General features: G+C 68.8%; 16 protein-coding genes. 7 read left to right on the top strand and 9 right to left on the bottom strand.

Annotated elements, in window-relative coordinates; translation table 11 throughout:
- Positions 1-64: 64 nt before the first annotated feature.
- From ACLJPX_RS41170 to ACLJPX_RS41160, 3 genes are all read left to right on the top strand, one after another.
- Positions 65-1,246: a cysteine desulfurase-like protein gene (locus tag ACLJPX_RS41170; RefSeq protein WP_410605620.1), complete on the top strand. Its 1,182-nt coding sequence runs from the start codon at positions 65-67 to the stop codon at positions 1,244-1,246.
- A gap of 282 nt (positions 1,247-1,528) precedes the next feature.
- Positions 1,529-2,356: a chlorophyllase/cutinase-like alpha/beta fold protein gene (locus ACLJPX_RS41165; protein WP_410605619.1), complete on the top strand. Its 828-nt coding sequence runs from the start codon at positions 1,529-1,531 to the stop codon at positions 2,354-2,356.
- A 69-nt stretch (positions 2,357-2,425) separates the two neighbouring features.
- Positions 2,426-2,980 (top strand): cysteine hydrolase family protein, encoded by a 555-nt coding sequence (locus ACLJPX_RS41160; RefSeq protein WP_410605618.1) that lies wholly within the window; start codon positions 2,426-2,428, stop codon positions 2,978-2,980.
- A 6-nt stretch (positions 2,981-2,986) separates the two neighbouring features.
- Here the strand turns inward: ACLJPX_RS41160 and ACLJPX_RS41155 are convergent, their stop codons facing one another.
- Positions 2,987-4,414, bottom strand: a complete 1,428-nt coding sequence (locus ACLJPX_RS41155) for a PP2C family protein-serine/threonine phosphatase (RefSeq protein WP_410605617.1) — start codon at positions 4,412-4,414, stop codon at positions 2,987-2,989.
- A 372-nt stretch (positions 4,415-4,786) separates the two neighbouring features.
- Between ACLJPX_RS41155 and ACLJPX_RS41150 the strand changes: the two genes are divergently transcribed.
- Both ACLJPX_RS41150 and ACLJPX_RS41145 read left to right on the top strand, forming a co-directional pair.
- Positions 4,787-5,611 carry a GAF and ANTAR domain-containing protein gene (locus tag ACLJPX_RS41150; protein ID WP_410605616.1) on the top strand — a complete coding sequence of 275 codons (825 nt, stop codon included), beginning with the start codon at positions 4,787-4,789 and terminating at the stop codon, positions 5,609-5,611.
- 28 nt (positions 5,612-5,639) lie between these two features.
- Complete coding sequence (locus ACLJPX_RS41145) at positions 5,640-6,503, top strand: alpha/beta fold hydrolase (protein ID WP_410605615.1); 864 nt, start codon at positions 5,640-5,642, stop codon at positions 6,501-6,503.
- A gap of 37 nt (positions 6,504-6,540) precedes the next feature.
- On the opposite strand, the gene ACLJPX_RS41140 is transcribed toward ACLJPX_RS41145, so the two are convergent.
- From ACLJPX_RS41140 to ACLJPX_RS41115, 6 genes are all read right to left on the bottom strand, one after another.
- A complete protein-coding gene (locus ACLJPX_RS41140) occupies positions 6,541-6,882 on the bottom strand; it encodes a hypothetical protein (protein ID WP_410605614.1) in 342 nt (113 codons plus the stop codon).
- 165 nt (positions 6,883-7,047) lie between these two features.
- Entirely contained in the window at positions 7,048-8,586 is a 1,539-nt protein-coding gene (locus ACLJPX_RS41135) for an alkaline phosphatase D family protein (protein ID WP_410605613.1), read from the bottom strand.
- Positions 8,587-8,680: 94 nt separating this feature from the next.
- Positions 8,681-8,878: a hypothetical protein gene (locus ACLJPX_RS41130; protein ID WP_410605612.1), complete on the bottom strand. Its 198-nt coding sequence runs from the start codon at positions 8,876-8,878 to the stop codon at positions 8,681-8,683.
- A 103-nt stretch (positions 8,879-8,981) separates the two neighbouring features.
- Positions 8,982-9,944: an NAD(P)-dependent alcohol dehydrogenase gene (locus ACLJPX_RS41125; protein WP_410605611.1), complete on the bottom strand. Its 963-nt coding sequence runs from the start codon at positions 9,942-9,944 to the stop codon at positions 8,982-8,984.
- Positions 9,945-9,957: 13 nt separating this feature from the next.
- Positions 9,958-10,173, bottom strand: coding sequence for a helix-turn-helix transcriptional regulator (locus ACLJPX_RS41120; protein WP_101609616.1), 216 nt, complete (start codon positions 10,171-10,173; stop codon positions 9,958-9,960).
- Positions 10,167-10,595 carry a hypothetical protein gene (locus tag ACLJPX_RS41115; RefSeq protein ID WP_101613411.1) on the bottom strand — a complete coding sequence of 143 codons (429 nt, stop codon included), beginning with the start codon at positions 10,593-10,595 and terminating at the stop codon, positions 10,167-10,169. Before ACLJPX_RS41115 ends, ACLJPX_RS41120 begins: the two co-directional genes overlap by 7 nt.
- Positions 10,596-10,726: 131 nt before the next feature.
- Between ACLJPX_RS41115 and ACLJPX_RS41110 the strand changes: the two genes are divergently transcribed.
- Complete coding sequence (locus ACLJPX_RS41110) at positions 10,727-11,122, top strand: PASTA domain-containing protein (protein ID WP_410605610.1); 396 nt, start codon at positions 10,727-10,729, stop codon at positions 11,120-11,122.
- Between the two features lies 1 nt (position 11,123).
- Here ACLJPX_RS41110 and ACLJPX_RS41105 read toward each other — a convergent pair whose 3' ends face one another.
- On the bottom strand, positions 11,124-11,510 hold the full coding sequence (locus ACLJPX_RS41105) for a MarR family winged helix-turn-helix transcriptional regulator (protein ID WP_410605609.1): 387 nt from the start codon (positions 11,508-11,510) through the stop codon (positions 11,124-11,126).
- An 86-nt stretch (positions 11,511-11,596) separates the two neighbouring features.
- Between ACLJPX_RS41105 and ACLJPX_RS41100 the strand changes: the two genes are divergently transcribed.
- Complete coding sequence (locus ACLJPX_RS41100; protein WP_410605608.1) at positions 11,597-13,054, top strand: MFS transporter; 1,458 nt, start codon at positions 11,597-11,599, stop codon at positions 13,052-13,054.
- 51 nt (positions 13,055-13,105) lie between these two features.
- Here ACLJPX_RS41100 and ACLJPX_RS41095 read toward each other — a convergent pair whose 3' ends face one another.
- Positions 13,106-14,356 carry a cytochrome P450 gene (locus ACLJPX_RS41095; RefSeq protein WP_410605607.1) on the bottom strand — a complete coding sequence of 417 codons (1,251 nt, stop codon included), beginning with the start codon at positions 14,354-14,356 and terminating at the stop codon, positions 13,106-13,108.
- Between the last annotated feature and the right edge of the window lies 1 nt (position 14,357).

Genomic DNA, 14,357 nt, shown 5'->3' with positions numbered 1-14,357 from the left:
GCCGGCGAAAGTTCCGGCCACGAAGCGTTTACTCGGTGCCGGACCGGGTGTCAGAGTCGAGGTCATGGCCATCGACGTCGCAGCCCTCCGGCTTCACTTCCCGTCCCTCACCAACGGAACCGCTTTCTTCGACGGACCCGCGGGTACGCAGACACCACGGTCCGTCGCCGACGCCATCGCCGGGACGCTGACCGGCCCGCTGTCGAACCGGGGCACGGTCAGCCCGTCCGAGCTCAACGCGGAGAAAGCCGTCTCGGGCTTTCGCGCCGCCTATGCCGATTTCTTGAACCTGCCGGCCGAAGGCGTCGTCCACGGCCGCAGCGCCACCCAGCTGACGTACGACTTTTCCCGGCACCTGGCAAAAAATTGGCGCGAGGGCGACGAGATCGTCGTCAGCCGCCTCGACCACGACGCCAACGTCCGGCCTTGGGTCCAGGCCGCCGAACGGGCCGGGCTGACCGTCCGCTGGCTCGACATCGACCCCGAAACCACCGAACTCGACCTCGATTCCCTCGTCCTCACCGAACGGACGAGGCTGGTCGCGGTCACGGCGGCCTCGAACGTCCTCGGCACCAAGCCGCCGATCCGCCGGATCGCCGACCTCGCCCACGACGCAGGGGCACTGGTATTCGTGGACGGCGTCCACTACGCCGCACACGAACTGGTGGACGTTCCGGCGCTGGGCGCGGATTTCTTCGTCTGCTCGCCGTACAAGTTCCTCGGCCCGCACTGCGGGGTGCTCGGCGCGTCGCCTGGCCTCCTCGAAACCGTCGAACCGGACAAGCTCATGCCGTCGCCCGACACCGTGCCCGAACGCTTCGAATTCGGCACGTTGCCTTACGAGATCCTCGCGGGCGCGACGGCCGCGGTGGACTTCCTCGCCGCACTCGACCCGGGAGCGGGCGGATCGCGGCGGGAACGCCTGACGCATTCGCTGAACTCCTTGCACGACCACGAAATCACGCTGCGCACCAAGCTGGAGAAGGGGCTGGAAGGCATCGTCACCGTCCACTGCAAGGCGGCCGACCGGACCCCGACCCTCCTGATGGGGCTCGGCGGCCGCGAGCGCGAGGCGCAACGGCACCTCGCCGAGAGGCAGGTCGTCGCCCCGGCGGGATCCTTCTACGCCTACGAAGTCTTCGCGGCCTTGAAGCTGGAGAATCCGGCACTCCGGGTCGGGCTCGCGCCGTACACCAGCGCCGAAGACGTCGACAGGTTGCTGGACGGGCTCTCGACGTTCGCGTAGTGAGGAAGAGGGCAAAGGGGCGTGCTCGCGCTGTTTTCGGTGTCGGTCGTGCGACACGACCGCTCGACATCGGACGCGGCAAAGGACACCTCCAGCCGCAGCGGGACCCGCCCGCGAAGCACGACACGTCGCCCCTCGAATAACCCCTGTTTTGGGTCCGGTCACAAGACTCGTTCGCCTGATCTTGTGACCGGCCCCATGGACGTACGGTGACTGGACCGACACCCTGGGAAGGGAACGTCGCGGGCAACGGGGTCCGGGCGGAACGGGACGGTGACCACCATGACGAGGCTTCGGGAACGGACACTGATCGCCGGAATGGTCGTGCTGGCGACCGTGGGCATCGCGCCCGCCGCGACGGCCACGACCGGGATCGCGGGCCAGTGGAGCGAACCGGGTCCCTTCGCGGTGACCGTCGAAGCCCTCGACAGCACGCACACCGTGTACCGGCCCTCGCGGCTGGAGAAGCACCCGGTGATCCTGTGGGGCAACGGAACCGGCGCGAACCCGAAGATCTACGACGGCCTGTTGCGCCATCTGGCCTCCCACGGTTTCGTGGTCGCGGCCGCCGACACACCGAACGCGGGCTCCGGCAAGGAAATGCTGGCCGGAGCCACCACCCTGATCGCCGAGAACTCCCGTCCCGGCAGCCGTTACGAAGGGAAGATCGACACCGCGCACATCGGTGCGACCGGTCATTCCCAGGGCGGCGGCGGGGCGATCGCCGCCGGCGCGGATCCCCGCGTCACCACCACGATCCCGATCGAGCCGGGGCCACAAGGTTCCGCCACGGCCTTGAAGGGACCTTCGTTCTTCCTCGGAGGGCAGCTCGACACCATCGTCATTCCCGCGCTCCTGGTCATCCCGCGGTACCGCCTCGCCGACCAGGTCCCCGCGATCTACGGCGAACTCGCCGGCGCGACCCACTTCACGCCCGTCGGTGACGGGGGCGGGTTCCGCGGCGCGATCACGGCGTGGTTCCGGTTCTGGTTGTCCGGCGACGAGCGAGCCCGCGCGGAGTTCTTCGGTGCTTCCTGCGGCTTGTGCCGGGACGGGGCGTGGTCCGACGTCCGGCGCAACGCGAAGGCCTTGGCCGTTCCGGCGGCTTGATCGACGGTTCCTGTCGGTGCTCCGGGTTAAGGTCTGCCACAGCAGCCTGACCAGGAAGGACACCCTGTCATGACCACTCTCGACAACCGGCCGAACACCGCGCTCCTGGTCGTCGACGTCCAGAACGGCGTCGTCGACGAGGGCCACGAGCGCGACGCGGTCGTGGCGAACATCGCCGCTCTCGTCGGCCGCGCGCGACGGGAAGGCGTGCCGGTCGTGTGGGTGCAGCATTCCGACGAAGAACTCGTGCGAGGGAGCGAGGAGTGGCGCCTCGTCGGCGAGCTGACCCGGGAAGACGCCGAGCCGCTCGTCGACAAGTCCTATGGAGATTCCTTCGAGGACACCGATCTGGAGAAGGTGCTGGCCGAACGCGGTGTCGGGCGTCTCGTGGTCGTCGGGGCGGAGACCGACGCCTGCATTCGCTCGACGTTGCACGGCGCCCTGGTCCGGGGATACGACGCGACGCTGGTCGGCGACGCGCACACGACCGTGGACAAGTCGGAATGGGGCGCGCCCGAGCCGGCGCAGGTCATCGCGCATACGAACCTGTACTGGCGGTATCAGGTCGCGCCGGGCCGGAAGGGAGGCACGGTCGCGGCCGCGGACGTCGCATTCAGCGGCTGAGCCGGCTCAGGTCCGGCCCGGCAGCCGGGCGATCAGCAGTCCCGCGTCACTGGTGAAAGTGTTGCCGCAGTGGGACTTCGCCGCCTGAAGGACGCAACGGGCGATTTCGGGTGGCACCTGCCCGAGGTGGTCGTCCAGGCAGTCGGCGAACGCGAACCGTTCGCCGTCGGCGGCACGTGCGCCCGAGAGGCCTTCGGTGTGCACGACCAGCAGGTCCCCGGGCCGCAGCCGGGCGGTCCCGATCCGGCCGGGTTGCCCGGCGCCGAACGGCGGACGTTCCACATCGTCCACTGTGGTCTGTTCGCGGTCGTCGCCGACTACGAGCGGTGGGACGCCTCCCGCATCGAGGTACCGGAGCTCGCCGTCGGCGAGGTTCAGTTCGGCCAGCGTGCCGCGGACCGTGACGCCGTCGCCGAACTGTGCCGACAGCGCTTTGTCGACAGCGCCTTCCTGGCCACGCAGGTCCAGGTCTTCGCGGCGGGCGGACCGGTAGGCCGCGAGCGCCGCCGAGACCGCCAGGCCCGCGGACAGGGTGTCGCGTCCGGCGTCGAAGATCGCCAGCCACGCTGTCGTTTCGGAGAGCGCGTAGTCGAAGGTGACGCCGCGAACGTCGTAAGTGGGCTCGACACCGCCCGCCACCACGACGTCGCGCGTCGCCGCGGTCGACGGGGGCAGGTTCTGCCAGAGCAGCTCCGCGATGGGGCCGCGCTGTCGCTGGCGCCGCGGCATGTCGAGGCCATCGCCGTACCTCATCGCGGCCGCGATGAGGTGACCGGACAGCGACGCGAGCCACTGGCACTGGATTCGCAGGGAGGGATCATTGAGGTCGGCGTCCGTGCCGGCTTCGACTTCGAGCACGCCGATGCGCTCGTCACCATCCAGCAGGGTGGCCCACAACCGTGGTCCGTCCGGCCCCTCGACCAGCAGGGTGCCGGCGTGCCGGTACGCCTCGCCCGCGGTGCTGGCCTCGATCGCCAGCGGCACCCTGACGGTCGCCGACTCGCGGGGAAGCGGGATGAGCTGCCGCTGGTCGTAGTCGGCGAGATAGACGGCGATCTCGAGGTCCAGCGCCCGGCCCGCCGCGGCGATGATCCCGGGCAGCCGCTCGGGTGAGGCACGGTGTGCGCCGTCGAGGAGCCCGACCAGCGCGGCCAACGGCCCGCGAGGCCGGAAGTCCTCGCCGGTCGCGCGGCTGTAGGGCGCCCGGCGCACGCCAGAGACCTCGTCGAGCCGTTCGTTGACCGCGTGGGCCACCATGTCCCGTTGGATCCTGGGCAGGGGTATCAGCTCCTGCAGGAAGCCGTCCAGTTCGACTTCGCTGACGTCGCCGCCCAGGGCGAAGTATCTCAGCCACAGCTGCTCGACGGTGAGTCCGGTCCGCGCGAAACAAGCCGCGACGATCCGGCGCTGCTCCTCTGCCTGGAGCGAAGCCACGGTGATCACCCCCCGAGTTCTCGGCCACACCAGACCCGGGTACCAACCGGTGCCCGGTCCGAAACATGAGCGGTGATGAACGGACCCGGGCCGCGGAGGGAACGCCAAATTACGCCAGGTGGCCGAGCGGTCCCTGGTCGGTGTGCCCGGTAGGGGTGATCCGGCACGGTCCGAACGTGGGTCGCGGTAGGCGGGGTGATCCCATTCGGCTAAGGTCGGCTTCCGAAAGCGGTTCTGAGCGTTGAGAAGTTAGCGCCGATCCGCCGGTAACCGGGTTGGTTGCGGCGGTTGATGGTGCGCGCTCGGCGCCGGTTCCCGCCGGTGACTCCCGTGGTGCATCACGCCGATGTGCAGAAGTGGGAGAGGCGGGCTTTGGCCGATGAAATCGACTGGCAGCAGGACAAGAACCGATTCGTCGAGGATGTCGGCGACGGCGAACTGCCGGTGAGCTCCGAGAACGGTGCCCGGCTCATCGCCGGGCCACTGGTTAGCCAATTCGTGTCCCTGACCAGGGCGTTGCTGGATTCCGGCTCCGTCGCGGCGGTACTCGAGCGAGTGGTCTTCGCGACTCGTGACCTGGTGCCGGGCGCGGATCTGGTGAGCGTCACCCTCCTCGATCCCGACGGCGCGTTCCACACGCCGGTGCGGACCGACGAGATCGCTCGCGAACTGGACCAGCTGCAGTATCAGTACGGCGAGGGTGCCTGCGTCGAGGCGGCGCGGGTTTCGGGACCGGCGGCGGCCTTCAGTGACAACCTCGCCGAGGACGCGCGCTGGCCGCGGTTCGGGCCAGCCGCCGCGGCGCTCGGTTTTCACTCGCTGGTCTCGACGGCCTTGCTGCCCGAGGCGTCGAGTTCGCAGCTTTCGGGCGCGCTGAACGTCTACTCGCGGCGTCCGCACGGCATCGCCAGGGCCGACCGCGATGTGCTGTTGCTGCTGGCCACGCACGCGTCGCTGGCGCTGGCGACCACGCACGCGGTCACGCGCGGTCAGCTCCAGGAGGAGCAGCTCCAGCAGGCACTGGACAGCAGGGACGCGATCGGGCAGGCCAAGGGCATCCTGATGGCGCGGCGGGGGATCGACGCGGCCGAGGCGTTCGAGGTGCTGCGGAACACGTCGCAGAACATGAACATCAAGCTCCGGGAACTGGCGGAGATGCTGTCCAAGCGGCATACGGAACTGCATCTGCCCGACTGAGCGGGCGGACGCCACTACGATCGCGATCATGGGTTCCGGTGAACTGGCGTTGTCGCGATCGTTCGAGTGGCGTGGTCGTTCGGTGGCGTGGGAACGCCTCGGCGAAGGCGCCCCGGTGGTGCTGTGCCACGGGACACCGTGGTCGGCGCAACTGTGGGCGCCTTTCGCGCGAGCGCTCAGCGAGGAGTTCGCCGTCCACGTCTGGGACATGCCGGGGTACGGCCGCTCGTCGAAGGAGCCCGGTCACGCGGTCGACCTCGGCACACAGGGCGAGCTTTTCGCCGACCTGCTCGCGCATTGGGGACTGACGGCCCCGCACGTGATCGCGCACGACTACGGCGGCGCCGTCTCGCTGCGCGCCACCCTGCTGCACGGCGCCGAATACGCCTCGCTCGCCTTGGTGGACGTCGTCGCGCTACGGCCGTGGGGTTCGGAATTCTTCCGGCTCGTCGCGGAGAACGCCGAGGTCTTCCAGGCGCAGCCCCCGACGGTGCACCGAGGCGCGCTGGAGTCCTATATCGGGACGGCCTCCCATCGTGGTCTCACCGGCACGCAACTGGCCACGCTGACCGGCCCTTGGCTGGACGAGCAGGGCCAACGTGCCTTCTACCGGCAGATCGCCGAGGCGGACGTCAGGTACACCGACGAGATCCAGGATCGCTATCCCGAACTCGCGCTGCCGGTGAAGGTGATCTGGGGCGCGGAAGACACCTGGATCCCGGTGGACCGGGCCGAACAGCTCGCGAACGCGATTCCCGGCGCCCTCCTGGACGTCATTCCGGGCGCCGGACATCTGATCCAGTACGACGCGCCGGTCGAACTGGCCTTTTCCCTTCATCGCTGGCTCACGTCGGAAGTGGACCGGTGGGGACCCGCCGGGAGCGGACGCTGATACGCCCGGGCAAGATCAACATCGCATTGGTGAAATATTAGAAGTCGTCTACGTGATATCCCGCGACGTAGGCGTTCGAAAGCAGTCCGCCGTGACATTCCGCCGTCGACGGTCCGAAACCGCGCGGAACCCAATGTCCGACGGTGTACCAGAAGGATGATCCCGACGCGCAGTGGGCGACCACCCGATAGGTTTCCGAGCGCCTCGGCAGGGAGAAGCAGGTCGTGGAAATCCCCTCGCCGAAGAGGATTCCATAGCGGGTGCTGTCGCAACCGTAGGGCGGGAAGGGGCTTTCGGTCGCCGCGGAGGCCGGTGCGGCGGCCAGGATTCCGGCCGCCGAAAAGGCGGCCATGACTAAAGCGGCGATTTTCTTCTTCATTGCTTTCTCCCGGGGATCGTTCCCAATGGAAACCTCAGATTAGCCGCACGGAAGAATTGTCGTGAATTCATCGGGCAGGTGAAACGAGAACGCGTGCGGTGAGCCACGCTGCTCCGAAAGAGCGTCCCCCGCCCCCCTTCTGAGTTCCCCGGGTCCCCTTTTGGCCTAGCGTCGCCGGTATTGCGCGGGGGAGGTGATCGTGGCCCTGTCCTCATAGGACCCGGGCCTGCCGCGGTCGACATGGAACGTCGTCAGCGTGCTCACCGGCGAACGCGGGTCGCGCCGGTCGCCGATCACCCGCATGTGCGTGCTCCAGCGGCGCGGGGTGACCTCGTAGACGTCGTAGCCGTACCGGTCGCCCTCGAAGTACTTGAGGTGCGGGTTCGCCGCGCCCATCTTCGGCCCGTTCGTGGCGTTCCATTCGGGGGAGTAGGCGCCGGAGGAGACCGAATGCGCGGTGAACTCCGTGCCGATCACCGGGGTGGCCGGATCGGCGAAGTCGGGGCGGATGTCGTCGACGAACGCCGAATGCCAGTCGCCGGTGATCACCACGAGGTCTTCGAGGCCGCTCTGGGCGACGTGGGTCAGCACCTCCTTGCGTTCGGCGAGGAAGCCGTCCCACTGGTCGGTGAACATGTAGCCGCCGCCACCCGGCTTCGCCAGCTGGCTGAGCATGATCGAGTTCACCCAGCAGTGCCATGCCTCGCCGGCGCCGGTCACCTGGTCCTTGAGCCACGCCTTCTGGTCCGCGCCGAGGATCGTGCCGTCGGGCAGGTTCTGCGCCGACCGGTACTGCCGGAGGTCCAAAATGGACAGGTCCAGCAGGTCGCCCCAGCGGCGCTGCCGGTGGATCCGAGGGCTCGCCGGGTGGTCCGGGCGCACCGGCATGTGCTCGAACCAGGCCTGGTACGCCGCCGATCGCCGGGCCTGCAGCGCCGGGGTGGTGCCGCTGTAGTCGTTGACCACCTCGTGGTCGTCCCAGGTGATGAACCAGGGGTGGGCCGCGTGAGCGTCCCGCAGCGAGGGGTCGGACTTGTAGAGCGCGTGCCGCCGCCGGTACGCCGGCAGCGTCAGCACCTCGGGGCCTTCGTGGTCACGCAGCGGGTTCCCGCCGACCTGGCCGTGTTCGTAGACGTAGTCGCCGAGGTGGACGACGAAATCGAGGTCCTCCCGCGCGATCCCGGCGTGGGCCGCGTAGAACCCGTCGTGGAACGCCTGGCAGTTCGCCGAGGCGAACCGCACCCGCCGGACCGGCCCGACGGGCGCGGTGCGGGTGCGGCCGACCCGGCTGACCTTGCCGAGCGCGTGGAAGCGGTAGTAGTACTGCGAGCCCGGCTCCAGTCCGGACACCGGGACGTGCACGCTGTGCCCGAGCCCGGCGGTGGCAGGCGCCGTCCCGCGGGCCACGCGGCGGCGGAAACCGCGGTCAGTGGCGACCTCCCAGCCGACCTCGACGGTGTCTTCGAGCGGCTGCTCGAACTCCATCGGCTTCGGCGCGAGCCTGGTCCAGAGCGCGACGCCGTACGGCACCGGGTCGCCGGACGCGACGCCGAGCGTGAACGGCGCCTCGTCCCAGGTCGCGCCCAGCGCCGCCGCGGCCTCCTCCGCCTGCGCGACGGTCATCCGCGAACTCAACGGCCAGGCCAGCCCCAGCGCACCGGCGGTGGCGGCGCCTCGCAACAGGTCCCGGCGGTTGACGGACATCGGTGGTCTCCCTCGGCTTCGTGGTGGGTCGTTCCACACCGAACACGCCCAAGATGGCCGGAGGTGGACGTCGAGGCGAATTCGGCGGTTCGCCTCAACGGAGGCGGGCGAGTTCGTCGACGATCCTGTCCGGCGTGCCGAGAAAGGTCGTCGCGGTCACCGGTCCGTGGGCGAGGTTGAGGGTGTCCTGCCGATAGACCCACTCTCCGTCGGAGGTCCCGGTGAACCGGTAGTTGATCAGCCAGCGCAGCCATTCGCCCGGCGCCAGCCGCACCGCCGTGGACGGCGCCACCGCGTGAGTCCTTGGTCCAGTACGTCCGGACCCACTGCGCCGCGACCTCCATCGGACCATTCAACCAAGGGTGGTCGCGAGGGCCAACGGTTTTGCCCGCGGCTCAGATGGTGATGACGACCTTGCCGCGCGTGTGTCCCTCGCTCGCGTAGCGGATGGCTTCGGGCACCTCGGCCAGTGAGTAGGAGCGGTCGATGACCGGCGTCAGCTTCTCCGCCTCGATGAGCGCGCGAAGCGTCTGGAGATCGTCTTGGTTCTCCGTGGAGAACAGGCCGAGGAGCTTCTGCTTCACGAACGGACCGAGGAGCAGTGCCCGCAGGTTGCGGCCCACCGGCCCGATCCACCGCCCGTCGCCCTCGCCGCCGACGATGACCAGGGTCCCGCGCGGGGTGAGGGCTTTCCGCAGTGAGGTCAGCGACCGGTTGCCCGCGGTGTCGAGGATGAGGTCGTAGCCGCCGCCGAAGTCCTCGCGCGTGTAGTCGAACACCCTGTCCGCCCCGAGCGACCGGACGAGGTCCACCTTGCCCGGTCCGCACACCCCGTCGACCTCGGCGCCGAAAGCCTTGGCGATCTGCACCGCGAACGTGCCGACGCCACCGCCTGCGCCGATGATCAGGACCTTGTGCCGGGGCGCGACCTTCCCTTTGTCGCGAAGCGCCTGGAGCGCGGTGAACGCGGAGATGGGGACAGTCGCGGCTTCCTCGAAACCGAGCCGCCCGGGTTTCCGGGCCAGTTTGTCCACTGTGGTCAGTGCGTACTCGGCGAAAGAACCTTGGCAGGTGCCGAAAACCTCGTCGCCGGGCTGGAATCGCGTGACGTCGCCGCCGACCGCGTGCACGAACCCGGCGAAGTCGAGGCCGCGGACAGGGGCCTTCGGTCTCCGTACCCCGAAGCCCATCAAGCGCACGAGATACGGCGTGCCCTCCATGAGATGCCAGACCCCGGGATCGACGGCCGCCGCGCGGATCCGCACGACGACACCGTCCGGCCCCGGTTCGGGATCCGGCAGCTCGATCAGCTTCAGGACTTCCGTCGTGCCGTACTCGTGCTGGACGATCGCCTTCATGGGGGCCTCTTTCCTAGTCTGGGTACTGAAAAACGTCGTCGAGCCCGACGCCGAACACCCGGGCGATCTGGAAGGCCATCTCGAGGGACGGTGAGTAACGGCCCTGTTCGATGGCGATGACCGTCTGGCGCGTGACGCCGATCCGGTCCGCGAGTTGCGCCTGCGTCATCTCGCCGGCGGCGAAGCGCAGGGCGCGGATCGAGTTCATGACCTTGGTCGGTTTCACCACGTCTGGAATCCCCGGCGGTAGGCGGCGATCTTCGCGATCGAACCGAGCAGGGAGGACAGGACGAAGGCGAGGTACACGGTGTTGGCGATCCAGAAGTGGTCCAGTTCCGCCATCGCCATGACGAGCGCCGCGACGCCGCCGATGACGACGAACGACTGCCCGACGTGCTCACCGAACCGGCCGATTTCGCGGTCTCGCTGGTCTTTGCGCCCCGCGTCACGCGGTGAGGCGATCGACGCCGCGATGTGCAGCACGATCGAGGCCACGATGGCCGCCCCGATCGTCCACAGCAACGGTGCCACGTAAGGGACATCGACGAGCGGGCCGGATCTCGCCCCGCCGAGGACGACGATCAGGTACGCCGCGTAGGCGAAAACCGTGACCACGAGCATGATCCACGCGCGCTTCTCTTCCAGTGCCACGCGATCCAAGGTAAAGAGTTCTAGACACCATGTCAAATATTCTTCACCTCGGTGGACCTGATCGGGTGCTAACGATCAGCTGCCCGGGCGCGACTCTCTTCGGTCTCATCACCACAGACTGGAGTCCCGGGATGACGAAGACCGCCAGCCGGATCGCCCTGCTTCTCGCCGTCGGCGCGCTCGGCCTCGCCGCGTGCGGTGCTCCGAACTCGCGGCCGGGGGCGCCGGAGACCGTCACGGAGACGGTGGCGAGCGCGCAGCCGTCCAGCCGGGCGAGCACTCCGACGTCGGCGGCCGCCAAGCTCGTCACCGTCCCGGACGTCTCGGGGATGAACCATCAGGACGCGCAGGACGCGATGCAGGCGGCGGGCCTGTACAACCTGCGCGAGGTCGACGGGACCGGCAAGGGCCGGATGCTCGTGATGGACCGGAACTGGGTCCAGACGGGTCAGGACCCGGCGCCGGGGACGAAAGTCGCCGCCGACGCGGTGATCACCCTGACCGCGGTCAAAATCGGCGAGAAGTGACTCAAGCCTCGACGGTGAGAGTCTCTTCGAGGGTCGCCCGGTGGGTCGGCTTCGCCTCTTCGTAGCGGCGGCGGCCCTCGTCGGTCACGACGACGAAGATCCCGCGCCGGTCCGACTCGCAGAGCGCGCGCTGCACGAGCCCCTCGCGCTCGAGGCGGGCGACGAGTCGCGAAGTGGCGCTCTGGCTCAGGTGGACGACCTCGGTGAGATCGGCCGCGCGGCATTTGCCGACGACGCAGTTCACCAGGCGTTCGAGGGCTTCGAATTCGGTGACGCCGAGGCCGTGGCGCTCCTGGAGCCGGCACTCGAGCCGTCCGAAGACCGCCGCGTGCCGTGCGGACAGGGCGTGCCACTCCTGCAGCAGGTCTTGTTCGGCGACGTCGCTCACGCGGCCCAAGATAGCATGCACATGAATTTTATGCAAAGTCATTAAATGCACTTGCATTAGATGCGTGTGCATGTACTGTACGGATCATGAGTTCTTCCGTGCAGCTGTCCACCAGCTCTACAAGGTGGGACGCGCGCCTCTGGGGTGTCCTGCTCACTGTGTCCGTCGTCGTGGGCCTCGACGCGCTCGACGTGTCGATGGTCGCCGTCGCCCTCCCGTCCATCCAGGCCGAACTCGGCCTCTCCACCGGTGCCCTGCAATGGGTCATCAGTGCCTATGTGCTCGGCTACGGCGGTCTGCTGCTCCTTGGCGGGCGCACCGCCGACCTGCTCGGCAGGCGCCGGGTCTTCCTCGTCGCCGTCGCGGTCTTCGCGGTCGCTTCCCTGCTCGGCGGTCTCGTCGACGACGGCGCGCTGCTGATCGCCACCCGCTTCATCAAGGGGCTCGCCGCCGCGTTCACCGCGCCGGCCGCGTTGTCCATCATCACCACGACCTTCCACGAAGGCCCCGCCCGCAACCGGGCGATCAGCATCTTCGCCGTCTTCGGTGCCAGCGGGTACTCCGCGGGCCTCGTGTTCTCCGGTCTGCTCACCGAGGTGGGCTGGCGCTGGACGTTCCTGCTGCCGGTGCCGATCGCGCTCGCCGCGCTGGCCGCCGCGGTCAAGCTGATCCCGTCCTACCGCCCGCAGGAGGGTGGCGGCTACGACTTCCCCGGCGCGATCACCGGTGCCGCCGGTTCGCTCCTGCTGGTCTTCGCCGTGGTCGAGGCGCCGGAGATCGGCTGGGCCGCGCCGAGGACGCTGATCACGTTCGCTCTCGCGCTCGCGTTGCTCGTCACCTTCGTGCTCATCGAGAAGCGCAGCAAGCACCCGCTGCTCCGCCTCGGCATCCTGCGCTCGGGCCCGCTGGCCCGCGCCAACCTCGGCGGCGCGACGTTCTTCGGCGCCTACATCGGTTTCCAGTTCGTGGTCATGCTGTACCTGCAGACCGTCCTCGGCTGGTCCGCGTTGCAGACCGCGCTCGGATTCCTGCCCGCCGCGCTGATCGTGGCCTTCGGTTCGCCCAGGATCGAGCCGCTGATCGACCGGCTCGGCACGCCGCGCACGATCCTCGCCGGAGTCGTCGCCCACGTCATCGGGTACGCGCTGTTCCTGCGGATCGACGAGAGTTCCAGCTACGCCGGTTCGGTGCTGCCGAGCATGATCCTGCTGGGTGTCGGCTTCATGCTGGCGTTCTCCTCGCTCAACATCCAGGCGACCAACGGCATCTCCGACGACGAGCAGGGGCTCGCCGGCGGTCTGCTGAACACGTCGATCCAGGTCGGCGGTGCGATCGGCCTCGCCGTGGTGACCGCGGTCCTGACCGGCAACGCGGGTGGCGCCACCGGCCCAGCCGCGCTGCTGAACGGGTTGGCGCCCGCGCTGACCGTCGTCACCGGCATCGCCGTGATCAGTGTCCTGGTGGCGCTGTCCGGGGTCGTCGGCCTGCGCAAGGCCGAAGCCCGATCCGCCGTCGCCGAACCGGAGTTCGCCGCGGCCGAATGACCAGGGGGTGATGGCCCCTTCCCGCGCTCGGGGGCGGGAAGGGGCCTTTCGCTACCAGCGGATCGGCAGGGACTTCAGCCCGTTCTGGAAGTTCGACCGCAACCGCACCGGGGTGCCGTCGAGTTCCACCTCGCCGGGCAGGTCGAGGACCGCTTCGAACATCGCGCGCAACTGCACCCTGGCGAGCTGGGCGCCGAGACAGAAATGCGGGCCGTGCCCGAAGGCCAGGTGGTCGTTGGGCGTCCGGCCGATGTCGAACCGGTCCGGGGCCTCGAAAACGGACTCGTCGCGATTCGCCGACGAGAACCAGACTACGACCTTGTCGCCCGCGCGGATGTCCACATCGGACAGAGTGACGTCTTCGGTCGCGGTCCGGCGGAAGTGCATGACCGGCGTCCACCAGCGGAGCATCTCTTCCACCGCATCGGGAAGCAGTGAACGGTCGGCCAGCAGCCGCCGGTACTGGTCCGGATGCGACAGCAGCGCCAGCATCCCGCCGGGGATCCCGTTGCGCAGCGTTTCGTTGCCCGCCACGGAAAACAGCCAGAACAGATTCTCGAACTCGTCGATCGAGACCCGTCCTCCGTCTTCGACGTGACCCATCAGGTTGCTCATCACGTCGTCGCCTGGGTGCCGTCGCTTGTACTCGCCGAGCGCGGTGGCGTACGCGTAGAGATCCGGCATCCCGGCGCGGGTACGCGGATCGGGCATCGCGCCGTCCACGCCCGGAACCGGCCGTACGGCCAGCGCCGCCCTGGCGAGATCGGTGACCTCGCCCGCCTCGACGGTCGCGCTCACCGCGTAATCCGCGTCCTGGTAGCCGATCACGCGATTGCTCCAGTCGTACATCAGCCGCCGGTCCTGTTCGGGGATCCCGAAGACCTCGGCGAGCGTCAGCAGCGGGAGATCGGCGGCGACGGCGGCGAAATCACATCGCCGCTCCGCCGCGACCGCGGTGATCAGATCCCTTGCCCAGCCGTGGATCCGCTCGGTCAGCCTGCCGATCGCGCGCGGCGTGAACGCCCTGGTGAGCAGGCCCCGCAGCCGGGCGTGCTCGGGCGGATCCATGTTGAGCATCATCCGGCGGACGTAACCGAGGTCCTGTTCGGTCGCCGGGTCCCGGATCTGAGTCCCGCCCAGGTGCGACGAGAACAGCTTCGGATTCTTCAGCACGTACTTGACGTCCGAATGCCGGAGCACGGCCCAGAAATCGTCCACCCGCACGACCGGCGACTTCCGGCGCAGCGCCGCGAGGTGCTCGTACGGCACGCCCCGGGTATAGGTGTCCGGATCGGTGATCACG

The sequence above is a fragment of the Amycolatopsis sp. lyj-90 genome (genome assembly GCF_046549035.1).
Taxonomy (GTDB): domain Bacteria; phylum Actinomycetota; class Actinomycetes; order Mycobacteriales; family Pseudonocardiaceae; genus Amycolatopsis.
Note: the sequence above shows the minus strand (reverse complement) of the source record. Positions and strands in the feature narration are given on the sequence as shown.

Coding starts and splice junctions, on each gene's coding strand:
- ACLJPX_RS41135 (WP_410605613.1), bottom strand. CDS start 8,586: ATGTCCGTCAACCGCCGGGACCTGTTGCGAGGCGCCGCCACCGCCGGT.
- ACLJPX_RS41160 (WP_410605618.1), top strand. CDS start 2,426: ATGACCACTCTCGACAACCGGCCGAACACCGCGCTCCTGGTCGTCGAC.
- ACLJPX_RS41100 (WP_410605608.1), top strand. CDS start 11,597: ATGAGTTCTTCCGTGCAGCTGTCCACCAGCTCTACAAGGTGGGACGCG.
- ACLJPX_RS41110 (WP_410605610.1), top strand. CDS start 10,727: ATGACGAAGACCGCCAGCCGGATCGCCCTGCTTCTCGCCGTCGGCGCG.
- ACLJPX_RS41145 (WP_410605615.1), top strand. CDS start 5,640: ATGGGTTCCGGTGAACTGGCGTTGTCGCGATCGTTCGAGTGGCGTGGT.
- ACLJPX_RS41170 (WP_410605620.1), top strand. CDS start 65: ATGGCCATCGACGTCGCAGCCCTCCGGCTTCACTTCCCGTCCCTCACC.
- ACLJPX_RS41125 (WP_410605611.1), bottom strand. CDS start 9,944: ATGAAGGCGATCGTCCAGCACGAGTACGGCACGACGGAAGTCCTGAAG.
- ACLJPX_RS41140 (WP_410605614.1), bottom strand. CDS start 6,882: ATGAAGAAGAAAATCGCCGCTTTAGTCATGGCCGCCTTTTCGGCGGCC.
- ACLJPX_RS41165 (WP_410605619.1), top strand. CDS start 1,529: ATGACGAGGCTTCGGGAACGGACACTGATCGCCGGAATGGTCGTGCTG.